The sequence below is a fragment of the Anabaena sp. FACHB-595 genome, from assembly GCF_048568275.1.
Classification (GTDB): Bacteria; Cyanobacteriota; Cyanobacteriia; order Cyanobacteriales; family Nostocaceae; genus Trichormus.
In genome coordinates this window covers 2,052,679-2,075,995 of record NZ_CP183473.1, presented here as the reverse complement: position 1 = coordinate 2,075,995, position 23,317 = coordinate 2,052,679, and the positions used below count along the sequence as shown (strand labels likewise).

Below are 23,317 nucleotides of genomic sequence, written 5' to 3'. Positions count from 1 at the left end.
TTAATTAAAAGTACAGCCATTGAACATATACTTAGTAATATTTACCACATTTTTTATATGTAGGAATAAAATTACCAATTGGCATACTAATTAGGACTTATACCCAAAGATTTTCTGTTGAGATCAGATTTCTGAAATATATGTAGGAGAGCCACTGCGACCTTACTGGTTTCTCGGCTAGAAGCAAGTGACGGTGGGCAATGCCCACCCTACAGATACTTAGATATTTATACGCAAGCACAGGCTACGCCAACAATAACCAAATCGGATTCCTATACTTATTGGGTATTCATTAAAACTGAAAATCTCGTATTTTGTCTTTTAAGTGTATTTTTTAGATCGAATAAATTCTGTAAAAATACTGTAAAAATCAAAGTCTTATATTCTATAGGAATCCTATTTGATTTTTGAATAAGTTCCGTACATCTGTAGAGTGTCAAAATCAAAGGTAGTGTGTCTAATAAACCACTCAAATATCCACTTTAAATGTGAAAATGAAGGAATTAAAGCACAAAAACGTCTAACCCATGTTTTGGCTTGTAACCAAATATCCTCTATCGGATTTTGTACTGGGCAATTAGGGGCAAAACGGACACAGTGTATTTTCCATTGCTCGGTTGGTAAGCTTTGATTAACAGAGTCCAAGAAACCTCTAATTTCCTTGGAACGGTGGTAGCTAGCCCCATCCCAAAAAATTAGTAATCGCTGGTCGGGAGAGTTAGCTAGTAAGTATTCTAGGTAGTTGATAGTATTTTTTGAGTTTCCAGCATCATAAGCTTTGAGAACTAATTCTCCAAGGAGATAGTCAACTGCCCCATAGTATGTCTGCTTATCTCGCTCGTTGACAACTGGGACTGCGATTTCTTGGTCACTTTTTCCCCATACATAACCACTTAAATCTCCCCACATTAAATGACACTCATCAATTAACAATACTCTTAACTTTCCTGTTTCGATTTCTTCTCGGTTATTTGCCAGCAATGTTTCAATCTCTTTTTTTTTTCTGCAACAGCATTCTCATCGGCTTTCGGATTTACCTTTGTGGTTTTCTTCCAACTGATTCCTGCTTCGGAGAACAAGTCGTAGTAGCTTTGCTTTGACTCATAAACTACGTCATACTCAAAAGCTAGTTGATACTCTAGTTCCCCAAGCTCCCAACAATCTTTTGTTTGTAGCCAGCTCAACACCTCTTGGAGTTGTTTAGCATTCAGATAGCTCTTTCTCCCTTTGTAGTTTAGTCGCAGTCCGTCAATTCCAGTTTCTTCATAGGCTTGCTTCCAGCCTGTGATTGACCCTCGCGATACGTCTAAAATTTTTTGGATTTCATCATACAAGTAACCTTGATAAACTAGCTTGACTGCCAATGCTTTCCTTACTTCACGCGCATCTGGACACATATCTATAAAATCTTGTAATTCAGCAATCGCATTCAGTGCAGTTTCCTCTTTTAAATATTGCTGCGATACTTCCCCCGCAAGTGTAGTAGCTTGTAAATGCTGACTTTTCATTGTTTACTATTAGACTTTTATCCCTCTCCGTATTATCTCTTGGTCTTGTTCACAAATCAAATAGGATTCCTATATAAACCTAATAAATACACAGAATTTACAGAAAACAAGAGAAAATTTTTATCTGTTAAATAGCTAAATTCAGTGATGACGAATAGATTTACAATAGCTATAATGTATGTTCAAAATAAATGACAGATAGTTAAATATCTGAATTTACATTTTGCAAATTTTCGGCAAATATTAGAGTTTAGTATTTTAATTCAATAACCGTAGTTTTCCCGCTACGGTTATTTTTTGCTAAAAGATGAAAATTTTCATAGTTGTATCTTGAATTTAATCATTTCCCGTGATTTTACCGCGCCAAAAAATAAGTTTTATGAATACAAAGAAAATATAGTTATTCAATTTATATCTGATGTTTTTAAAACCATTTAGCGGCTTAATGGTAATTGCCTCATTGACATTAAACGGAATAGCAATTACCTACAGTGGGCGGAGCGCTATTGCCGAAGCAAAGAGTAATAATTTTTATCTTCAAGTAGGCGCAGATCAACGAGGTTTTCCCATCGCTTTAGATTTGGCCTCTATCAATGGCACTAACTTTACTCTTGTCCAACAACATGGCGAAGGTATAGCTAAAAGAAGGCTTCATGCAGCTTGTAGTCAAGGTAGATTATTTACTAAAAAGTTTTCCCTCTACGCTGCCAATGGTAAATTAACCAGTGAAGATAAAACCGAGCAGGAAATTTTTCCTAAGCCAAAAACTCCTGATGCTGCTTCTATGGAAATTGTTTGTCGAGTAGCAAATAATCATCAAAAAAAATAATTTCTGATTACTAACGCTCTTCTATTACTCTCGTTAGATAAAAATTCATAATCCTTGATTGTTAAGGCTTTGATAAATTTACGAGTAGGTTGGGTTGAGGAACGTAGGCGCAGCCTTCTCGTAGAGTAACCCAACACGAAAAATCCTTGGTTTTTTTGGATTTCACTAAAGTTCAACCCAACCTACATTTTTTTATTTCATCAGAGTCATAAAAGAGTGCTAATCACTATAGTCCCCGACTGATAGAATAAGTCGGGGATTTTTGTTTGAAACTTTTGTGAGGTTTTAGAAGTCTGATGTTTCAAATTATGTGAAAAACCAACAATGTCTTCTACTAGCCAGGGCGTTCCAGGTTTGCCCGATTTGACCCATCCAACAGAGCTAATTCAGCTTGGGTCACAATTAATTACAGCTTCTCTATTATTAGTATTTTTAGTCATAGCTTTGGGAATAGCGATCGCTCTGATGAGTTTCGCTTTGCGACACAATTCGTCACAACAAACTATTTTTATTGGTGAATGGGCTATTCGTTATGCCCAAATTTTGCGGGGCTTGCAACACTTAGCCTTAGTATTAATTTTATTGGTGGGAGGATTTTTTCTCTCTTCTACCTTAAGTAATCGTTATCACCACTGGGAACAGGCAAAAATTGCCCAAGTAGTCCAAAGCGTTTCTGGGGATAAATTAGAACAAATCGCGCCGCAAGTGCGCTATGTCACCCAAGAACCTTATACTTACAACACTCAAGTTAATGGCAAAATCGTCAAAGTCAATGATACGCAACAGGTAAGCCGCTTACTATCCTTGGCAGGCTCGCAAATTCAGGTAAAGTTGGAACAAAGCACCGATGTACAAGGACGTAGTGCGGTTTATCGTGCAGACTACACTGCTGATTACAAAGTAGTCAACCGCCTCAAGGATATTAATAATTTCTTCTTTGAAATACAGCCGCCTAATGGCTACTCATTACTATCTAACTATAAAGTAGAGCGCGACCGCACCAGGTTAGAGCCAGTCAATCCAGGGAATTATAGCTTTGCCTTTCGTTTGGAACCAGGACAAGAAACCAGTTTTCGCGTTACTTATCAGGCGCAAGGAGGGCCGCGCTGGGTTTACAATAGCGCCGGACAGCTATTATCTAACTTTCGCCTGACAACAATAGCCAACTTTCCTGGGGCGGATTTTGCCAGTGGTATCGTACCGAAAGAGAGGAAAGCTGATGGACGCAGTACTCAATATACTTGGATATTTGATGATAATGTTTCTGTGAAAAACCCGTTTGGGGTATTCACGAATACAAACCCCATCCGCCAAACAGGCATTATTCCCCGTTTATTATTATTAGCACCAGCATTATTTTTGTGGTGGATCTTATTGCTATATTTATCTCTACCGATAAGTTTAACAAACGTAGCGATCGCCAGTAGTATCTACTTTGCTTGCTTGTTGACATTAACCTACTTAAGCCGCTTTATGGATGCTCAATTAGCATGGACGATGATTTCCCTTGTCCTACTAACCTTAACTTGGGGCTTGGGTTCCACTCGTAGTGCGTCTCTGGCTGCCATCATTTGTACCATCGCTGGGGCAGTAGTACCAGTATTGGGATTATTAGTACCATACAGTGGTCTGACCCTGAGCGTTGCAGGTTTACTGTCTGTGATTTGGTTGGCGGTGCGTCACTGGTATAACTGGAATATCTGGCAACCAGAGGATAGTAAAAGTTAATTAGAATCTGGTGTTTAAGGGTTCCATCAGTTTCTAACACGCCAATGGGCATTGATTTGTTTATACAAAGGTAGTCAAGGCGAAATACTCTACAGCAGGGTAGATGGTGGTAATTTAGAAAGACACGCAGAATTAGAAGTAGTGGAAAAGCGATCGCTACGACCAGATGATATCTACTATTAGTTAAATTCAGAAGGTATGATTTTTGCTGTCACAACTACATCTGGGAGTCCATCTGTCTTTATTTATGTCCTACGGTATTTGTTAATAAACGTTAGCAAAAAAGTATCGGAAAAAGAAAATGTCCGTATTTAGTAGACCCCTACCCCCCGTATTTAACAGTATTGAAGAAGAACGCCTACACCGCAAACAGCGTCTAGCAGCAGCTTTTCGCCTGTTTGGCAAGTTTGGCTTTAGCGAAGGAATTGCAGGTCACATCACAGCTCGTGACCCGGAATTTACGGACCACTTTTGGGTAAATCCCTTAGGGAAGTACTTTGGACACATTCGAGTTTCTGACTTGGTATTAGTGAATCGAGATGGTGATGTGGTCAAAGGCGACGCACTGATAAATCAAGCTGCTTTTGCCATCCATTCCCAAATTCATGAAGCTCGTCCCGATGTCGTCGCGGCTGCTCATGCTCACTCGATTTATGGTAAAGCTTGGTCTAGCTTAGGTCGTCTACTCGACCCTTTAACACAAGATGCTTGCGCTTTTTACGAAGACCACGCCTTGCTGGATGACTATACAGGGGTCGTTTTAGAAACTTCTGAAGGTAAACGACTGGCTGAAACCTTAGGTAATAACAAAGCGCTGATTTTGCGGAATCATGGCATTCTCACCGTAGGACACACAGTAGATGAAGCCGCATTTTGGTACATTAGCCTAGAGCGTTCTTGCCAAGCTCAACTACTTGCGGAAGCTGCGGGTCAACCCAAAATAATTGGCCATGAAACTGCCCGTTTAACCCATAGTCAAGTGGGTGAACCGAAAGCAGGTTGGTTTAGTTTTCAGCCTCTTTACGATAGAGTCGCGCGCGAAGAACCTGAATTGTTTGATTAGGCACAATTCAGGAGGCAGAAAGTCAGAGGAAAAGCTGTTAGAGGCTATTTATAAAGTAAATTAGTGAAAATCGGACAGACCTAGAGACCGGACATAAGTAGACATAACCTTTATACAGCAAGGGACAGAGGCAGACATCTAGACACAAAGTAGACAGTGGACAGAAAAACCCTAGCTCACCACTATCAGGGGTTTCTTATTTGCCCGCGCTTTGCGCCTTTTTATTAAATTCAAATTTCACATCGGTTAGTTTTTCCGATACAACCCATAGTTTTTTGGCGAGTGCTTGGTCTTTGGATAACTCGTTTGATTCGACTTTTATTGGATAGCCGCGCATTTCCATAAACCCATTGGGGCCGAAATATTCTGCGCCTTTTAAGCCTGCTTCGATTGCCGCCCGCAGAGTCGGTAACGCACCCATTGTGATGTCTTGAGCAACGATGCCGTTGAGATATTTCACAATGCCACCCGCAGTTCTCTGCAATTCGGTTGCAGTCCAGCCCGGATGCGAGGCGGTTACAAGTGTGTCGATACCGTTATCTTTTAGTTTTCGGTCGAGTTCGTAGGTAAAGTAGAGGTTGGCAAGTTTGCTGTCGCCGTAAGCTTTCCATTTAGCATAACTTCTCTGCTCCCAATTCAAATCATCGAAATCTATCTTGCCCATATTATGTGCGCCGCTCGAAACATTAACGATTCGAGAGCCTTCGGTGCTAATCAAAAATTCTAAAAGTTGTCCCGTCAAAGCAAAATGTCCGAGATGATTAGTGCCGAACTGCAATTCAAAACCATCCGTCGTTTTTGAATACGGCGGAATCATCACACCCGCATTATTAATCAGTAAATCCAGACGCAAATAATTTTTCCGAAAGTTTTCAGCGAAATTTTTAACTGATGCTAAATTCGCCAAATCAAGTTCCATCAACTTTACGTCGGCATCTTTATTCTGTTGAAGGATTTTTGCCAGTGCCTTGTTTCCTTTGTCCAAATTGCGAACCGCAATGATTACAGACGCTTGTTTATTAGCTAAAACCCGCGCCGTTTCGTAACCGATGCCACTGCTTGAACCCGTTACAATTGCTAGTCTTCCTTTTTGAGGAGGAATATTTTCAGCGTTCCATTTTTCATTTTTCATTTGATTTACTCTTCTCCTAATTAATTAATCGAATATTCGTTTAATGTACTCGAAAAAAGAATTAATTCGTTACTGCATCCCATGCAATTTTATAGGTGGTTTCTAACATTTTTTCGTCCAAAATCAAAGCACCACTAAAATGCTCTTTTATCAATCCAGTCAGAGGCGCAAAGGTAAAAGCGGTAAAAATTTCCAGGGGAATATCCTTAAAAACTTTCTCTTCTTTACCGCGATTGAACAAATCTAGCATTGGCTTAAAATAGCTCAAACTTTCATCTTTGCAAATGCGGTCAACCATTGGGGAATTAGCAAATTGCTCCGTAAAAGCAAATCTGACCGGATTTTTAATCGCGTATTTATAATAATTATTCCAGATCATTTTAAAGGCTTTCTCCACTGATAGGTTCTGGTTGACACCTTTTAAAATTTCTGCACTTATTTCCTGCTTCACGAACAAATATATTTTATTGAGAAGCTTTTCTTTGTTTTCAAAATAGACATATATCGTCGCTGGCGAAACATTCGCGGCTTTGGCAATTTTCGACATCGAAGTGTCAGCAAAACCATTGGCAGTAATCAGTTCGATTGCCGCATCACAGATGGCTTGATTTTTTTTATTGTCTTTATGCCTCATAGTTACTATAATAAACGAACATTCGTTTATTTACAAGTAAAGCTCAATTTGATGAGCAGTTAGGGGGAGATTTATTTTTTGGATATCCCCTATGCTATTTTTAGCCTAAAGTATAGGACTAGGTGCTATACTTTAACCAGAGAGACTAAAAAATGAAAATTTACAAAAACCGTACTTTTGACCGTTGGGCGCGAAAGGAAGGATTAAAAAATCTTAGTCTCTGTAACGCTGTAAACGAAATGGCACCAGGGCTTTATGATGCTGACCTGGGAGGTGGACTGTTTAAAAAACGCATAGCAAAACCAGGGAAAGGTAAGAGTGGTGGATTTCGGACACTAATAGCTACTAATAATGAAGATGTTGGTTTTTTATTTTTGGCTTTTCAAAAAACGAACGCAGTAACATTGACTCATATGAAGAAGAAGCTCTGAAAATGTTATCCAAGCAATTACTTGCTCATACACCAGAAGAGCTTGAGCAGGCAAAAAATAGTAATGCGTTAATAGAGGTGAGGTGATTTGTAATGCGGAAGAAGAAATCAGCAATTCTTGAAGCAGTTCATGAGACAGCAGAAGACCTACACAAAGCTGGGCTAATGAATCAAACTACATTGCGCGAATTTGAACACCTATGTCTACCTCCTATTGAGCCTCTAGAACCATTACAAATTAAAGAAATACGGGAATCATCTCAAGTCAGTCAAGCTGTTTTCGCACGTATTTTGAATATAAGTACTTCAACAGTTCAAAAGTGGGAAATAGGACAAAAGCGGCCTAGTGGAGCATCTCTTAAGCTACTGCACTTGGTAAAGAATCGTGGGTTAAACAGTGTGCTGTATTAAAAACCTCAAACTAAGAAAATCCCGTCCCGAATTTCTTACTTTTATTTGTACAGCCGAGACTTATCAATGATTTTGACAGCCAATGTGGAGTAGCTTTATTGCCCGGTCGAGACTATTTCTTGTTTTTTATAGTTTAGTGCCTTAAAAAAACTCATAAACCATAATCTAAAACATATACTTATTCCTGAAATGAGTGAAGCAGCCATATATGCTGTTATGACTAGGATTATGCTACGTCGTCTTGTTGCCTAAAGATTTACTTTATAAATAGTCTCTAAGCCTAAAAAATTAGACCAGTGTAGGTTGGGTGGAGGAACGGAACCCAACATTCTCAAGTCTGTGCTGGGTTACGCTATCGCTACAACCAACCTACTATTCTCTTAACTGAACCGGATTGAACTATCACGAAGAAACTATCAAGCCATTAAGTTAAACAAAAGCTATTTTTTCTTCTTGGTATTTTTATGGCTTTGCTTTCCGGCTTCAGAGTGCTGTTCGGGTGTACCACCACGAGTTTGCGTTTCTTCGCCGCTATCTTCAATTTCTTCGGTGTCTTCGCTTTCTTCGCCACCTTGTTTCTTGCGTCCACCACCATGAGAATGTTTACCGCCCTCACGGCCGATTTCCGCCATGTGTTCTCTGTCTTGGCTAACAGCTTCTCCGCCTTTGCGTCCAGCTTCACGAGCTTCTTCGGGGGTAAATTCGTGAGCAGTACCTTTTTCATGAGCAGCCTGTCCGCCTTTGCTGGCGATTTCACGTTGCTTGTCTTCATCCATAGAAGCAAAGCCACGTTTACTTGTATCTGACATAATCTTGCTCCTTGTTACTAAGCAGATTTGTTGACTTTTCAGCCAGTGAAAATCTTTATATGATTCGTTATCAATTTAGCCAAGTAATTTAGTGACCTTCATGTCCCATTAGTGGGAATAATTTATGATTGAGCCTCAACTTTTGACATATAACCGAAGTTACTAATTTTAAATAGACCGACAAAAGAACTAGAGACCAGAGGCTAATATTAATGAGTAGCTGAAATGAAGAGTTCTCTGCTGATATCTGCGGTTATGGCTCTTATTAACCCAATTTACAAGCTGATGGTAGATTTAGTCTTCTGATTCATTACCGATTATCCATTAAGCTGTCGCGTATTTAACTTGCAGTTCTTTTTGTGTTGGCTGTTAACAGTTGACAGTTAACCGTCAACAAACCATACAAGTGACTATGTAATTTAAAAGCGTAATGGCTTATCAATTAGCTATTACCTGCAATTTTTTGTATTAAACTGAGTAACCTAGAAATGTAGGTATTTTTTATTTAAAAGCTGAACCACAGACTATTAATCTAGGGTTTAGTATCACAAGCCTGCTACTGGCAGGTTTTATCGTCTTTATATTTTATCCGCTAGGTATTTTGCAAAAGTCTAATGATACAAACTCACTCTGAAGTCAAGCGCGTAGAGGAACTGCGCCGGTTGTTGCAACAAGCTAGCTATGCTTATTATGTCTCGGATGCACCTATCATGGAGGATGCAGTTTATGACCAACTGTATCGGGAACTGCAACAACTAGAAATTCAGCATCCAGAATTAGTTACACCAGATAGTCCGACACAGCGCATCGGGGAAAGGCCAGCAACACAGTTTCTCTCGGTACGTCACAATATTCCCTTATACAGTTTAGAGAATGCCTTTAATGTAGAGGAGTTGCAAGCCTGGGATCAACGTTGGCGGCGACAAGTTGCGCCAACGGAGGCGGAATATGTGGCTGAACTGAAAATTGATGGTTCGGCGATCGCTCTCACTTACCAAAATGGTATTTTAGTTAGGGGTGCAACTAGGGGTGATGGGGTGACGGGGGAAGATATCACCCAAAATGTCCGAACTATTCGCTCCATTCCCTTGCGGTTGAATTTTGATGGTATAGAAAAAGTTGAAAAGGTAGAAGTCAGGGGTGAGGCTTTTTTACCTTTGGAAGTGTTTAAACAAATCAATGAAGAAAGACAAAAAGCCGGGGAACAGTTATTTGCTAATCCGCGTAATGCGGCGGCTGGTACACTCAGACAGCTAGACTCCAGAATTGTGGCACGACGGCGGTTAGACTTTTTCGCCTATACCCTGCATATTTCGGGGATGGATGACGCGAGTATTGCTAATACCCAATGGGAAGCGTTGGAATTGTTGCAAAAAATGGGTTTTCGGGTGAATCCTAACCACAAGCTTTGTCAATCTTTAGCTGAGGTGGCAGATTATTATAAATACTGGGATACAGAAAGATTAAATTTACCCTACATGACCGATGGGGTAGTATTAAAGCTCAATTCCTTTAAGCTCCAAGAACAGTTAGGTTTTACCCAAAGATTTCCCCGGTGGGCTGTGGCGTTGAAGTATCCCGCCGAAGAAGCACCCACCCGTGTAGAAAATATTGCGGTGAATGTGGGGAGGACGGGGGCGTTAACACCATTGGCTCAAATGCGTCCAGTGCAGTTGGCGGGAACTACTGTTTCTAGAGCTACTTTACATAATAGCGATCGCATCGCGCAATTAGACATCCGCATCGGTGATACTGTCATTGTCCGTAAGGCGGGGGAAATCATCCCCGAAGTTGTGAGGGTAATTAAGGAACTGCGCCCGGCTGACACCCAACCCTTTATTATGCCTACTCATTGTCCTGTTTGTGGACAGCCTGTGGTGCGAGAGACGGGCGAGGCGGTGACTCGCTGTGTTAATGCTTCTTGTCCAGCAATTCTCAAAGGCTCAATTGAACACTGGGTGAGTCGTGATGCTTTAGATATTAAAGGTGTGGGGGAAAAACTTGTATATCAGCTTGTAGATAAAGGCTTGGTGCATTCCGTCGCTGATTTATATGACTTGACAACAGAGCGATTATTTGCATTAGAAAGAATGGGAGAAAAATCGGCACAGAAATTAATTGAGGCGATCGCTCAATCAAAAAATCAGCCTTGGTCAAGGGTATTATATGGTTTGGGCATCCGTCATGTGGGTAGTGTTAATGCCCAATTATTGAGCGAAAAATACCGCGCAGTCGCAGAATTATCTTCAGCCAAACAATCAGATATAGAAGGTATTTATGGGATTGGTGCAGAAATTGCCCAGTCTGTTTACCAATGGTTTCGCATTAATGCCAATCAAAGTTTAATTGAACGCTTACAAGCGGCAGGGTTAAAACTTGCGAACACAGAAGAAATACCAGTCATGAATAATGGTATCCTAAAACTAAATGGTAAAACCTTTGTAGTCACAGGTACCTTGCCAACCTTAAAACGGGATGAAGTTAAAGCTTTAATTCAAAAAGCTGGGGGTAAAGTGACTGATTCCGTAAGTAAAAAAACCGATTATTTGGTTGTAGGTGAAGATGCAGGCTCCAAATTAGAAAAAGCACAAGCATTGGGGATTGCCCAGTTAACTGAAACACAGTTGTTAGAAATTTTAGAAGAATAAAGACTAAGGATATTTTAAGCATTGAACTCTAGATATCGGGTCTACATCAACCAAATAAACTAAATTAAAATTTTTCCTCTTCCTAAGAGGATGTTTTAAAAGTCGAAAATTATACTAAGAGCCGCTCTCCCAGCCTATCCCTACGGTGTACACACAAGTTATTCGATCCCCCTAAATCCCCCTTAAAAAGGGGGACTTTGATTCTTTTTCCCCCTTTTTTAAGGGGGGTTAGGGGGGATCGAAACGTTATGGAGCAAGGTTGATCAGACTTGTATGTACACAGTAGCAGCCTATCCCCGTTAGGCAACGGGGATAGGCTTTAAAGCCCCCATTCCCCACAGGGAATGGGGTTAAGTTTTTAAGATTTTGATGTTAGTAATAATACTTTTCAAACATCCTCTAAAGTAAGAATTTGGTTATTCATTACAAAATCGAATAGCCAAATTCACTGTATCGCGTTAACATTTCGATACAGTAAACATAGACACAGCAAATTTCCCCAATTATCACTAAACACGTCGAATTATTTCGGCTAAACTCATGGACTCTAGGCGGCCTTCCAAGAAATCTCAACCCAATACTTCAACCGCTAAAGCCTCTGAAGAGCAAAAGGGTAACCAGGAAGAATTGTTTCCCATTGTTGGTATAGGAGCCTCGGCGGGAGGATTAGAGGCTTTCACAGAATTGCTGAGTCATTTGCCAACTGATACTGGTATGGGATTAGTCTTAGTTCAGCACCTCAGCCCCCATCAAAAAAGCTTATTGACGGAGATTCTTTCCCGAACAACCCAAATGCCTGTATCAGAAGTACAGGAGGGGATGGCGGTGGAACCAAATCATGTTTACGTCATTCCTCCCAATACCAGAATGACCATTGCTCAAGGGGTACTAAAACTGATACCTCTGGAAAAGATCCGGGGTGTATCGATGACAGTCGATAGTTTCTTGATTTCCTTAGCAGAGGATCGGGGAAACAGAGCCATTGGCGTGATTTTATCAGGGGGCGATTCCGATGGCGCACGGGGACTAGAAACAATCAAGGCGGCGGGTGGTATTACCTTTGCCCAGTGCGAGGAATCAGCCAAAGTCAGTAGTATGCCAAATACAGCCGTAGCTTCTGGTCATGTAGACTTTATCCTCACCCCCCAAAAAATTGCCGAGGAATTGGCAAATATCAGTTCTCATCCCTATGTTAATCATCCAACACCCAGCAAACAGGTTGACATCATGCCGGAAGGTACTGATTCACTCTCCATCATCTTTAGTCTGCTACGGGCTGCTACCGGGGTTGACTTTACCTATTACAAGCAGACTACCCTCAAGCGGCGCATCCAGCGACGAATGATGTTGTACAAACTGGAAAAGCTGGAGGATTACGCCCAGTATCTGCAAAATAATCAGGCGGAAGTGCTGGCATTATATCAAGATTTATTAATCAAGGTGACAGGGTTTTTCCGAGACCCCGAAGCCTTTGAAGCCTTAAAGACTAATGTCTTTCCCATTATTACTAAGAATCGTACGCCGGATTCACCCATCCGTATCTGGGTAGCAGGATGTTCAACTGGTGAAGAAGCCTACTCTATGGCTATATGCTTACTAGAATTTTTGGCAGATAAAGTCGCCAATACACCCATTAATATTTTTGCCACTGATATAAATGAAGTGGCGATTGAGAAAGCTAGAATCGGCGTTTACAAACCTAGCGAGGTAGCAGATGTCTCTCCAGAACGTCTACAGCGCTTCTTTGTGCAGGTAGAAGGTGGTTACCAAATTAGTAAACCAGTGCGGGAACTGTGTATTTTCGCCAGACAAAACTTGATCAGTGATCCCCCATTTTCTCGGCTGGATTTAATTACCTGTCGCAATGTCTTAATTTATTTGGGAGCTACTGTGCAGAAGAAGCTCCTGCCAATATTCCACTATGGTCTCAAATCAACTGGCTTTTTGATGTTAGGCACATCGGAAACAGTGGGTGAATTTTTTGATTTGTTTAACTTGGTAGACAGAAAGAACAAGATTTATTCCCGAAAAATAGCTCCGGCGCGGCTGGGTATAGATTTTATTTCACAAAACTATCCTTTGGAAGCATTTAACCCCCAGCCAAAAATCAACGAGGATGTTTTGAATAATCAGGAAATGCAAAAAGAAGCTGACCGGATTGTATTAAATCAATATGCTCCCGTTGGTGTTATTGTTAACGACGATTTGGAGATTTTGCAGTTTCGGGGACAAACTAGTTCATATCTGCAACCTGCACCTGGTAGACCAAGCTTTAATTTGCTGAAGATGGCAAAAGAAGAATTGCGGCTAGAACTACGTACCGCCATTCACCAAGCGAAAAAACAGGAAATGTCGGTGAGGAAAGAAGGCATAGAACTCAGGGAAGGTGAACAAGTTAGGCAAGTGAGGATTGATGCCATTCCTTTCCAACTAACTGCTGGGGGAGAACGCTACTTTTTAGTTCTGTTTGAGGATATGCCGCCATCAGTGACTGCGGCACCACAAGCAGCGAGCAAAAATCCCAACGTTAGCTCTAGACAGCGCCAACAAATGAATGATGAGCAGGAAATTAACCGCCTCGGACAGGAACTAGCAACTACAAAAGAGTATCTGCAATCAATTATTGAAGAACAGCAAGCCACCAATCAAGACCTGAGAGCAGCCAACGAGGAAATTCTTTCCAGCAACGAAGAGCTGCAAAGTACCAATGAGGAACTGGAAACTGCTAAAGAAGAAATTCAGGCCACCAATGAAGAATTAAACACAATTAACGAAGAACTACAACGGCGAAATGTCGAATCAAATCAGGTCAGCAACGATTTACAGAATCTACTTAGTAGTATCAATATTCCCATCCTGATGCTGGGAGGAGATATGCGGATTCGGCGCTTTACTCCCACCGCAGGGAGAATCTTTAACCTGATTGTTACAGATATAGGCAGACCACTGAGTGATATTAACCACAAATTGACTATTCCTGACTTAGAGGCACAAATTCTAGAGGTAGTAGGTACACTCAACCTGAAAACCCAGGAAGTCCAAGACAATGATGGGCATTGGTATGACCTGCGAATCAGACCTTATCGGACAATAGACCATAAAATTGACGGTGCTGTAGTCGTGTTAGTTGATATTGATGCCCTGAAACGCAGCACCGAAGAACTCAGAGCATCTAAAGATTACGCGGAAGCGATTGTGGCAACCATCCGGGAATCTTTAGTAATTCTGGATATAGATTTACAGGTGATTACCGCCAATCAGTTTTTCTACGAAAAATTCCAGGTAACACCAGAAGAAACAGAACACCACCTCATCTATGAAATTGGGGATGGACAGTGGAATATTCCTCAGTTGCGATCGCTCTTAGAAGACGTTCTCCCCCAACAAACCCAATTTCAAAACCTAGAAGTTGAGCATAACTTCGAGCGAATCGGGCAGAAAATCATGCGGCTCAATGCCCGGAAAATGACGCTATTAGACAATAGGCGAATGATTCTCCTGGTAATTGAAGATATCACCCAGCAGAAGCAGCTAGAGGCAGAACGCACCCATCTTTTGGCTCAAGAACAATCAGCCCGGAATGCGGCTGAAGCAGCCAATCATGCCAAAGATGAGTTTTTATCAATTCTCTCCCACGAACTGCGGAACCCGCTCAATTCCATGCTCGGTTGGGCTAATTTGCTACGAACGCACCAACTAGAAGAAGTTACAGTTAACCAGGGTCTAGAAGCCATCGAGCGCAGCGCCCAGGCTCAAAACCATCTCATCAGCGATTTGTTAGACGTTTCCCGCATTAGCTCAGGTAGGCTGAGGATGGATGCTCAAGAAGTTGAGCTGATTCCTGTAATTGAAGCAGCGATCGCTGTGGTTCGTCTAGCAGCCGAAGCCAAAAATATTCAAATTGAAACTAAGTTAGATCCCACACACACACCAATGCTAGGCGATCCAATTCGCTTACAACAGGTCATATGGAACTTACTATCTAACGCCATCAAATTCACCCCAACCAAAGGCAGAATTGATGTCACACTAGAGTACACTTATTTCCAAGCGCAAATTCAAGTTAAAGACACGGGTGCTGGTATCAAAGCTGACTTTCTCCCCTACGTTTTTGAACGCTTCCGCCAAGCTGATGGCACCAGAACACGCTCAAATCAAGGCTTGGGATTAGGACTTTCTATTGTGCGCCACTTGGTAGAACTCCACGGTGGTACAGTGGAGGTAGAAAGCCAAGGTGAGGGTCAAGGGTCAACCTTTACAATCAAGCTACCTGTGCAAGCTAACCGAAAAGAAAATCCTGTGGCGACGGTTCAAGAGCCAGTCACCTTAACCAATGTGCCAGAAATACCCACAGATAATCTACCTTCCCTAGAAGGTGTGCGGGTGCTGATAGTAGATGATGAACCAGATATCCGCCTACTATTCAAATTAGTACTTGAAGAATACGGGGTTAAAGTCACAGAAGTAGCTTCTGCAAGGGAGGCTTTATCAAAACTCAGAGAAAATCCCGGCTGTTACGACATACTCCTATCTGACATCGGTCTACCAGAGGAAGATGGTTATTTATTAATGCGTCAGGTGAGGGCGCTGAGTGCTGAAGAAGGTGGACAAATTCCCGCCGCCGCACTGACAGCCTACGCCGGTGATTCAGAATACACACAGGCTTTAGCAGCAGGTTTTCAAACTCACATCGCTAAACCCATCGAACCATATCAGTTGGTGTCTTTAGTTGCTTCCTTGGCGGGAAGGGTTAGGGGGGTGTAGGGGTGTGGGGAAGCTGACAAAAATCCTAATTCAGCACTTTTCTACGTAAACAATACAGGCAATTAACCACAATAAACCTGCTGCATAGCCAGCTAAAACGTCAGTAGGCCAATGTACCCCTAGATAAAGGCGACTAAAACCTATGGACAAAATTAAAGCCATAGTTGCGGCTAAAATCGGTCTGCGCCATTGGGGAAATTCTTTGGCTAAAACATAGCCGATGTAACCATAAACTGCGGTAGAAACCATTGCATGACCACTAGGAAAACTATAGTGGACTGCATTCACTAGATAATCCCACAATGCTGGACGCGCTCTACCAAAAAGCTCTTTTAACAGGAAATTTAGACCTATTGCACCTACTGTAGCTATACCCAAGCCTGTTGCTTCTCGATGGCGATTGTAACGCCAGAGATAAGAACCTAACCCTGAAGAAATTAATAAAAAAGGTAGTGGTTCACCCAAAAACGTGATGGACTGCATCATCTGATCAAGCAGGGGATTGTGCAGCCTTTGAAGCCCTAGTAAAATACTTTCATCTAGACCATATTTAAATAGCAGTCCGGCGCTAAAGGCAAAGGTAGTAGCTGTGGCTGCTGCGAGAATAACTTGAGTGTTGAGCTTGTCTAATTGTGGCGGTATGATGATCTGTATGTCTGGCTCTGCAATTCGGCTGAGATTAACAGAGACTCTTCTATAGTCCAAAACAATATCTTGTAGGAGAGAGGCAATAGCTTTTAGGCTAAAATTAGGGCGAAAAACCACCAACACATTACCCGTTAAATGATTAGCACTCACTTGGGTAATGATATCTATGTTTAATAAGCGTAATTCAATATATCTTTTCAGATCTTGGGAACCATGCAACCCCTTCACCTTAAATCTTGCTCTACCCTTAACAGCAGTATGTACTGCTCTAATCAAAGAGTATTCATCAGATAGATGACGAGAATCATCTTTAGTTTGAGATTTCAGCGATTCCTGTAATAACATTTTGCCAGAGGACTCAAAACTATAGTTTTGTCTCCTAATTCTAGCGACATTAACAATTCAAAATACCCTGCGGGAAGCGCCAGCGCTACAAAATTCAAAAATAATGCCTAAGTCTAGGATGGACAATGCCCACCATATCCAAATTTTTCGGGAAATACCCACCCTAATACATATAATTCAGTAATTAGATAAGAATCTTATCAGTAGCCATCATGAACTGTGTACACAAGAAAACTTGAAAAAGGGAAAATGAAACTATTTATTTTTGAAAAGATTGTTTAGGGTATGGAGTCGCTACGAGTTCTGAGAAACACGGATATAAGCAAATTACCAAGTCTGTCATTCTAGCTTATAACACTCGCTGCAACTCCATATAATCTCTGAATTGATTGATGAAATCCAAAAATTCTTCAGATGAGAGGAGATGAGAATAGAAGGGAACCAACTTTAATGCTTTACTCTTGGCTAATCAAAGGAATAATGTTTTTTCACGCCGCTTTTAATTTCCCATATACAGGACATTCCAACCGGAAAGGTTACTAAATCGCCTTTACCCATTTGTACTGGTTGTCCACCGTCAGGCGTAACAATGACATCACCTTCTAAAAAGTAACAAGTTTCTTGAGTATCATAAGTCCAAGGAAATTTTGAGACCTCTTTTTGCCAAAGTCCCCATTGGAAAACACCCAACTTCTGGAGTATTTCTGGACTAGGTTGATGCTCAATTTTGATTTCCATGTAGTTTATTCTCGATTCACAATTAGCAGTAAGACTGGATATCTTCTCCACACTTATCTACTAAATAACACAAAGCGCGAAAACGTAAACCAACAAATTGATCATACAGGGGATTGAGCTTACACATGGGGGGAATATGGGCAATAATCCGACCAAATACCACGATGTCACGCTCAAAAGGACACTGAGCAGGAATCAATTTTGCAATAAAGTGAGCTAGCTTACGATTTTGTATTTCTAGTGCATCAATCCACTGACGTAAAGGTTGTAATGGATCAATTTTAGATTGAGTATTTTTTGGCTGATTACCAATAGGATGAATAACAGCAGACAGAAAAATATGTTGCTCTTTTGTTTTCAGCACAGTCATAATATTTAATCTCCTTTGAGAGAATCAACTATTTGCCATTTCGCAACTTACCATACAATGTTTAACCTGAAATTATGAGGAATTTGTGAGGATTGACAATTAAAGCGTTAAACAGCTAGTTTTCAGGGATTTTGTAGGTAAATAAGGGGGACTGATTGTTATTTAAACTTAACTAGATAAGTAAGAACTGTCCCGTTAAATACAAAATAACAAAGAAAATATAAAAGTGGGATTTCTTTAACTTATTGATTGCTAATATTCCAGATAGCAATCCCATATCTTAAATTTAAATCTCCAGTTCTGAAACTACACAGTACCCTAAGATGTACCTTTACCAGCAAAAATACTATTTGCTGATGCTATAGCTATATTTCCTAAGGCTAAACTCTACGGATACTTGATTTTAGAGTATGAGGTATCAAATAAAATGTCTTATAGGTTACATAAACTGACCTGAATATTATTTAATAAGTTCCCAGTGATCCTCTGATAAGCATAAGCTAATGTACTTGTGTCCATGTTTTATCAAAACCTGAATAAACTGACATCCTCCATACCAGAAAATACCCTTTTTTACAGTAAAACTAACAAACAAACACAAGAAAATTTGAAAATTAAAAGGGACAAAATATGTCTTAGGGGAAAGGGGCGTGGGGAGCAGACTTTGTGTACAACATCTCTTTTACTGGCCACTGATCACTGACTATTGACTAATTAACAACTTTTCTCTGCCTCCCAAGGCTAGCAGCCATACTAGTACTACAATCCAGTGGATGAAGACGATCGCCCATAGGGAACTTGTCAAAGCATAGGCTATTGTACAGCACAATCCTAAAAGTCCGGTTAAGGTTAGGAATATTGGGTGAAAAAAGGTCGGAAACCCCCTCTGATATAGGGTTTTGGCGTTTAGGGGATGATAGAGGATAAACAAGAGTAAAATAAATCCTGCCCATAATGTCCATCCATACCAGTTAATTACTTCTAGAGGATGAGGAAGGAGTAATACGCGGAAGACTAATTCCTCGGCGATCGCAGGTGTGATGATTGCACGTAAGATGATCCCCAGTTGGTGGAGGGGATTGGCAGAGGTAAAACCCCACGACAAAAAGCCAGAACGCCAGCCTAAAGGTAAGGCGATCGCACTATATATTAAGACGGTGATCCCCACAACTAGCCAATCTCGTATTTCTGGCATTACTAAAGATGCCAGTAGGCGGTTTAACAAAATGGGTATAGGTGCAATGTTGGTAAAAGGTATGGTGATTTCTCCTAAACCCAACGTCGGTGCTACGGGGGCAATATCGGGGTTTTCGCCGCCGATTTGATTGGTGCGTAGAAACCAAAGTTTGGCACCATGTCTGAAAAATAAGGCGGCTATTTCATCGTGTGCTTGTCTGGGAAGCATCGTCCGCCAACTTGTCAAGGCGGCCCAAGGAGAGCGATCAGCTACGCTGGGCGGAACGCCATCGCGAAAAGGTTTTGTCCCATCCCCAATACCCGTAAGATAATCTGCGTGACTTTTCCAGTCTGCACGGACGATCCCCAAGGGAGTTAATTGGCGTTGCAAGTCTGAACTCAATCTCACTAGTTGCCCAAAGCGTTCAGTTTGGGGATCATCGGGATGATTACTCAACCACTGCTGAATGGCTGGGTTTGAGGCTACTTGCTGAGTAATTACTTGGATGGCGATATAGAGTGCTTGATTCGCATCTTGAACGCAAGAAGTCGCCGGGGTAACCGTGGCGCTACCAGTACCATCACCTGTGCGATAGCGCGCCATCATAATCTGCAATTGTCGCTGAAATCCTGTCAGGGGAGAAAGCTTGATCCCGTCAAAATTGTAGTCTTGGGTAACTGGTGCAAACTTAATTAAGACATCAGAGATGGGTCTTGTAGCGGCCCATCCCCATTGTAAGTTCCCCATGTAATCTGCCCAAGAATGTCTCCCAGCAATGATCCCATCTGAGTTATTGGCGTAAATTTGTTGATACTCAATGGCAAATTGTAATTCTTTGGTGATGGGATCACGAACTACTTGGGCTAGTCCAAAAGCGAAGTGTCCGGTGATTGTATATGCTGTGCTACCTTCACTTTTTTTACCACCAATACCACCAAAGTTATGCAGGACTATGGCGCGATCGCCTTCTTGCCAATTAGATGCGGTTAATTGGGATTGGCGGGTGGTGGGATCAAGTAAAACAGTCCGGATTGTACCTTTATCTTGGGGTGCAATCTGCCAATTCTGGTTTTTTATGTAGGTTAACCCTGGTTGTTGTCCTAAAACTACGTGTTGTGGCTGGATTTTTAAGAGCGATCGCGGTACTATCCCCTGAACAACAAATATTCCTTGAGTATTCTTTGCGCCATAAATATACCAACCCGCTTGTCCGGCGGGGGATTTTTCGATTTCTCTAGGTGTAGAGGGTGGGATATTGCGCGTATCAATTACTTGTTGAGGAATCCGCACCGTTTCCTCTATACCATCGAAATTACCGGAGACTCGATTGTAATGACGCACGCGAAAAAAATCACTGGGACAGGGGGAAGTCCCTAAACAAACTGGCGGTGCAGGATATTGACTACTAGCTGGTTCTGGATTGAGGATTTTTACTAAACCATAAAACCTGCCGGTAGCCATTACAGGTTCGTGGGCAATTTGCAGACGTGGCTGATTATCACTTTCTTTCACCAACTCACCATCGTCTAAGGTGACGATCACATCATCATTTGGTCTAGCACCAGCCAGGGATTGCAACGGCCCTACTTGCAGACGACCATTCAAGCGAAATGGGTGAATAATTCCCTTGGCTTGGCTTTCTCTTGTTTCATCAGTAAAACTTATATCTTGCTGCACAGCTTGCACATAAGACTGTGACTCTGGCTCGTTTTGCCATTCCAAACGCACAACTTTACCGATTAAATTTTGTGCTTCTGGCGGCGCGTGTTGGACTTCCATCCATACCCAATCTGATCCCGGCTGTATTTGCTGCTGATTTGGCAATACTAATCTACCTGCCCATTTGTCCACAGGTTGATAAAGGTCAGGGTTGACAGTTTGATTTGGTGGATAAAACTGTGATTGATTGAAGTCTTGCTGTTTGTGAATGGCGTAATTGCTTGATGGCGTATGTTCCACCGTAGACGTTCGCGGGTAAAACAGCAAGACAGCGATCGCACTCAGTAGTAATAAAACAACGAATATCCCAAATCGTAATTTCGTCTTCTGTTGCAACCGTTGTTTATTCGACGGTTTTTCATTTTGCATTGCTGTCAAATCATACCTTGGAGATTGGTTATGTCAGATATTGCCGCAAGTGTAAGACGATACTCAAGCCTTCCTGGCAGTTATGATACCAAAATTTCCAAATCCTCACCCACAAGGGCATAGGAATTTTTGTCATGGGTAATTGGACTATTAACTGTTAACAAGGCTACCTTTGATAAAATTTTATTTGTGATATTGGAAAGCTACAAATACTGAATTTATTCCGAACTGTAAGTGTCTTATATATCAACAATAATCATATATCTATATATTAGCACTTAAGCATATATGGAAATACTGGGACAGGAAAACCTTAGATATAAAAGTGTAATTGAATTTTTAATACTATTATTAAGAGTATTTGCAACGGCATTGTCAGTCATTTTTCATACAGATATATCTTAAAAAAGATAGCCGATTTAGGTGCTTGTGTAGAAAATAATGCCTATATAAAAACAGCCTATTCTACGTAAATACTATGTTTATCAATGTTTATTATCGAAATTAAGGTATTTTTTATCACTAGTCAGAAAAATGAAATTACTGTAAGTGGTCAAGTTCACATTAGGGATTTATTAGATAAACCAAATTGATTATATGAGTAATTAAGAGAATTATTTACTACATTCTTACTAGCAGTCTGAGCATTAGTATGTTATACGGATTAATGAGCAATTGTACAAATAGCAAAAGATTCTGCATTTTTGAATGCGATTTTAATTAGGGAATTTGTCATACAATTCCACAACCAATCTAGAAAATTTCGGCAAAATCATGGTTAACTCTGTCAATACCCGCCCCGAAATTTTATGGCGACAAGTTTGGGGATTAGCCGCTTTATTAGCTGCCATCATCTTCAGTTGGATGGCTTACAAGTTTTATCAACCGAGGATTTTAGAGGAATTGGAATTTGTCGGACTGGTTGGCTGGTTGGGGATATGGCAAGGGTTACTAATAGCTGTGATTGAACCGATGATTGGTGGGTTGTCCGATCGCATTCAGCAGCGTTTGGGTAGTCGCTTACCTATGATTAGTCTAGGGGTAGTCCTAGCTGGTGTCATTTTTGTAGCTGTATCACTGTTAGTTCAACAGAATTTACCCATAGGTATACGTTGGGTTGTGCCGGTGTTGATGACTGTTTGGGTCATCGCCATAATTATTTTCCGCGCCCCGGCGATCGCACTTTTAACGCAATTTGCCCCTAAAAGCGAGTTACCCCAAGCGAATGCAGTGTTGGTGTTCGTCTTAGGACTGATAGGCGCTATCAATCCCGTGTTAAATATTTGCCTCGACAATATGGGTGCATCTATCACCTTTCTTGTGGGAGCGATCGCTTTAATTTTGGCAGCATATATTATGCAATTATTCACGCCTAAACATTCGTTGCACATCTCTAGCCTCAACTCAGAACCAACGGTTAAGACTCCTGTGCAGATGTTTATCCTGATTTTCATCATTGGCTTAGGGACAGGAATTGAACTTAACCTACTTTTATCAATATTTCCCCAAGTATTACAAATACAACTACCCAACCTGACAGTAGAATTTATTGCTTCTGCCATGTTGTTAGTCTCGGCGATCGTCTCTGTTCCTTTGGGCGATTGGACAGCACAACTAGGTGCAAATAAATCTATGCTACTGGGTTTGGGTGCAATGACGGCCTTAATGGGGCTAGCCTTGTTAAATGACAGCGATAAACTGGCGATCGCTTTCATCCTGGCATTTGGTATTAGCTTCAGTTTAGTGTTTATCAGCATGATTCCCTTAGTGTTAAGTAAGGTTCACCCCAGTCGTGCAGGTTTAGGTACAGGACTATATTTTGGTGGTAGTGCCGGCGGTACAGCCATAGTTACGCTGCTCATCAAAGAATTAGGAAACACATCTATAGGTGCTTTTTTATTAGCTGAATTTGCTTTTGTATTAGTAAGTGTCTGTATTCTTTTAAGCAGAAGATTTCGTATATTGCCTTATTAATTTTTTAAAAACCCACAAACT

15 protein-coding genes and 2 pseudogenes are annotated in these 23,317 nt (G+C 41.2%); 9 read left to right on the top strand and 8 right to left on the bottom strand.

Annotation, left to right across the window (positions count from 1 at the left end; translation table 11 throughout):
* Nucleotides 1-396: 396 nt before the first annotated feature.
* Nucleotides 397-1,508, bottom strand: a protein-coding gene (locus ACN222_RS08585; RefSeq protein WP_096637129.1) for an IS630-like element IS895 family transposase whose coding sequence is annotated in 2 segments (ribosomal slippage) — nt 397-1,004 and nt 1,004-1,508 — 1,113 coding nt in all. Because the reading frame shifts where the segments join, the coding sequence is not laid out codon by codon here.
* A gap of 418 nt (nt 1,509-1,926) precedes the next feature.
* Between ACN222_RS08585 and ACN222_RS08580 the strand changes: the two genes are divergently transcribed.
* The 4 genes and pseudogenes from ACN222_RS08580 to ACN222_RS08565 form a co-directional block, all read left to right on the top strand.
* Complete coding sequence (locus ACN222_RS08580) at nt 1,927-2,337, top strand: hypothetical protein (RefSeq protein WP_010995894.1); 411 nt, start codon at nt 1,927-1,929, stop codon at nt 2,335-2,337.
* Between the two features lie 324 nt (nt 2,338-2,661).
* Nucleotides 2,662-4,065: a hypothetical protein gene (locus ACN222_RS08575; RefSeq protein WP_010995893.1), complete on the top strand. Its 1,404-nt coding sequence runs from the start codon at nt 2,662-2,664 to the stop codon at nt 4,063-4,065.
* 51 nt (nt 4,066-4,116) lie between these two features.
* Nucleotides 4,117-4,248, top strand: coding sequence for a hypothetical protein (locus ACN222_RS08570; protein WP_269083593.1), 132 nt, complete (start codon nt 4,117-4,119; stop codon nt 4,246-4,248).
* A 115-nt stretch (nt 4,249-4,363) separates the two neighbouring features.
* Nucleotides 4,364-5,128: pseudogene (locus ACN222_RS08565) on the top strand (class II aldolase/adducin family protein); the annotation flags it as partial.
* Nucleotides 5,129-5,324: 196 nt separating this feature from the next.
* On the opposite strand, the gene ACN222_RS08560 reads toward ACN222_RS08565, so the two are convergent.
* Both ACN222_RS08560 and ACN222_RS08555 read right to left on the bottom strand, forming a co-directional pair.
* Nucleotides 5,325-6,260: an SDR family NAD(P)-dependent oxidoreductase gene (locus ACN222_RS08560; protein ID WP_010995891.1), complete on the bottom strand. Its 936-nt coding sequence runs from the start codon at nt 6,258-6,260 to the stop codon at nt 5,325-5,327.
* Between the two features lie 61 nt (nt 6,261-6,321).
* A complete protein-coding gene (locus ACN222_RS08555) occupies nt 6,322-6,894 on the bottom strand; it encodes a TetR/AcrR family transcriptional regulator (RefSeq protein WP_010995890.1) in 573 nt (190 codons plus the stop codon).
* Nucleotides 6,895-7,046: 152 nt separating this feature from the next.
* On the opposite strand from ACN222_RS08555, the pseudogene ACN222_RS08550 reads away from it, so the two are divergent.
* Nucleotides 7,047-7,411: pseudogene (locus tag ACN222_RS08550) on the top strand (type II toxin-antitoxin system RelE/ParE family toxin).
* A gap of 6 nt (nt 7,412-7,417) precedes the next feature.
* Entirely contained in the window at nt 7,418-7,735 is a 318-nt protein-coding gene (locus ACN222_RS08545; RefSeq protein ID WP_010995888.1) for a helix-turn-helix domain-containing protein, read from the top strand.
* 440 nt (nt 7,736-8,175) lie between these two features.
* Here the strand turns inward: ACN222_RS08545 and ACN222_RS08540 are convergent, their stop codons facing one another.
* Nucleotides 8,176-8,544, bottom strand: a complete 369-nt coding sequence (locus tag ACN222_RS08540; RefSeq protein WP_010995887.1) for a KGG domain-containing protein — start codon at nt 8,542-8,544, stop codon at nt 8,176-8,178.
* A 614-nt stretch (nt 8,545-9,158) separates the two neighbouring features.
* Between ACN222_RS08540 and ligA the strand changes: the two genes are divergently transcribed.
* The gene (gene ligA, locus ACN222_RS08535; RefSeq protein ID WP_010995886.1) at nt 9,159-11,192 is read left to right on the top strand and encodes an NAD-dependent DNA ligase LigA; all 2,034 of its coding nucleotides are present in this window, start codon (nt 9,159-9,161) and stop codon (nt 11,190-11,192) included.
* A 540-nt stretch (nt 11,193-11,732) separates the two neighbouring features.
* The gene (locus tag ACN222_RS08530) at nt 11,733-15,956 is read left to right on the top strand and encodes a chemotaxis protein CheB (protein WP_044521046.1); all 4,224 of its coding nucleotides are present in this window, start codon (nt 11,733-11,735) and stop codon (nt 15,954-15,956) included.
* Between the two features lie 30 nt (nt 15,957-15,986).
* On the opposite strand, the gene ACN222_RS08525 is transcribed toward ACN222_RS08530, so the two are convergent.
* The 4 genes from ACN222_RS08525 to ACN222_RS08510 form a co-directional block, all read right to left on the bottom strand.
* On the bottom strand, nt 15,987-16,949 hold the full coding sequence (locus ACN222_RS08525) for a phosphatase PAP2 family protein (protein ID WP_010995884.1): 963 nt from the start codon (nt 16,947-16,949) through the stop codon (nt 15,987-15,989).
* A gap of 465 nt (nt 16,950-17,414) precedes the next feature.
* On the bottom strand, nt 17,415-17,687 hold the full coding sequence (locus tag ACN222_RS08520) for a cupin domain-containing protein (RefSeq protein ID WP_010995883.1): 273 nt from the start codon (nt 17,685-17,687) through the stop codon (nt 17,415-17,417).
* A gap of 22 nt (nt 17,688-17,709) precedes the next feature.
* Nucleotides 17,710-18,057: a Mo-dependent nitrogenase C-terminal domain-containing protein gene (locus ACN222_RS08515; protein ID WP_010995882.1), complete on the bottom strand. Its 348-nt coding sequence runs from the start codon at nt 18,055-18,057 to the stop codon at nt 17,710-17,712.
* A gap of 703 nt (nt 18,058-18,760) precedes the next feature.
* Nucleotides 18,761-21,322 (bottom strand): type II CAAX prenyl endopeptidase Rce1 family protein, encoded by a 2,562-nt coding sequence (locus ACN222_RS08510; protein ID WP_010995881.1) that lies wholly within the window; start codon nt 21,320-21,322, stop codon nt 18,761-18,763.
* 774 nt (nt 21,323-22,096) lie between these two features.
* On the opposite strand from ACN222_RS08510, the gene ACN222_RS08505 reads away from it, so the two are divergent.
* Nucleotides 22,097-23,296 carry an MFS transporter gene (locus ACN222_RS08505; RefSeq protein WP_010995880.1) on the top strand — a complete coding sequence of 400 codons (1,200 nt, stop codon included), beginning with the start codon at nt 22,097-22,099 and terminating at the stop codon, nt 23,294-23,296.
* Nucleotides 23,297-23,317: the final 21 nt, after the last annotated feature.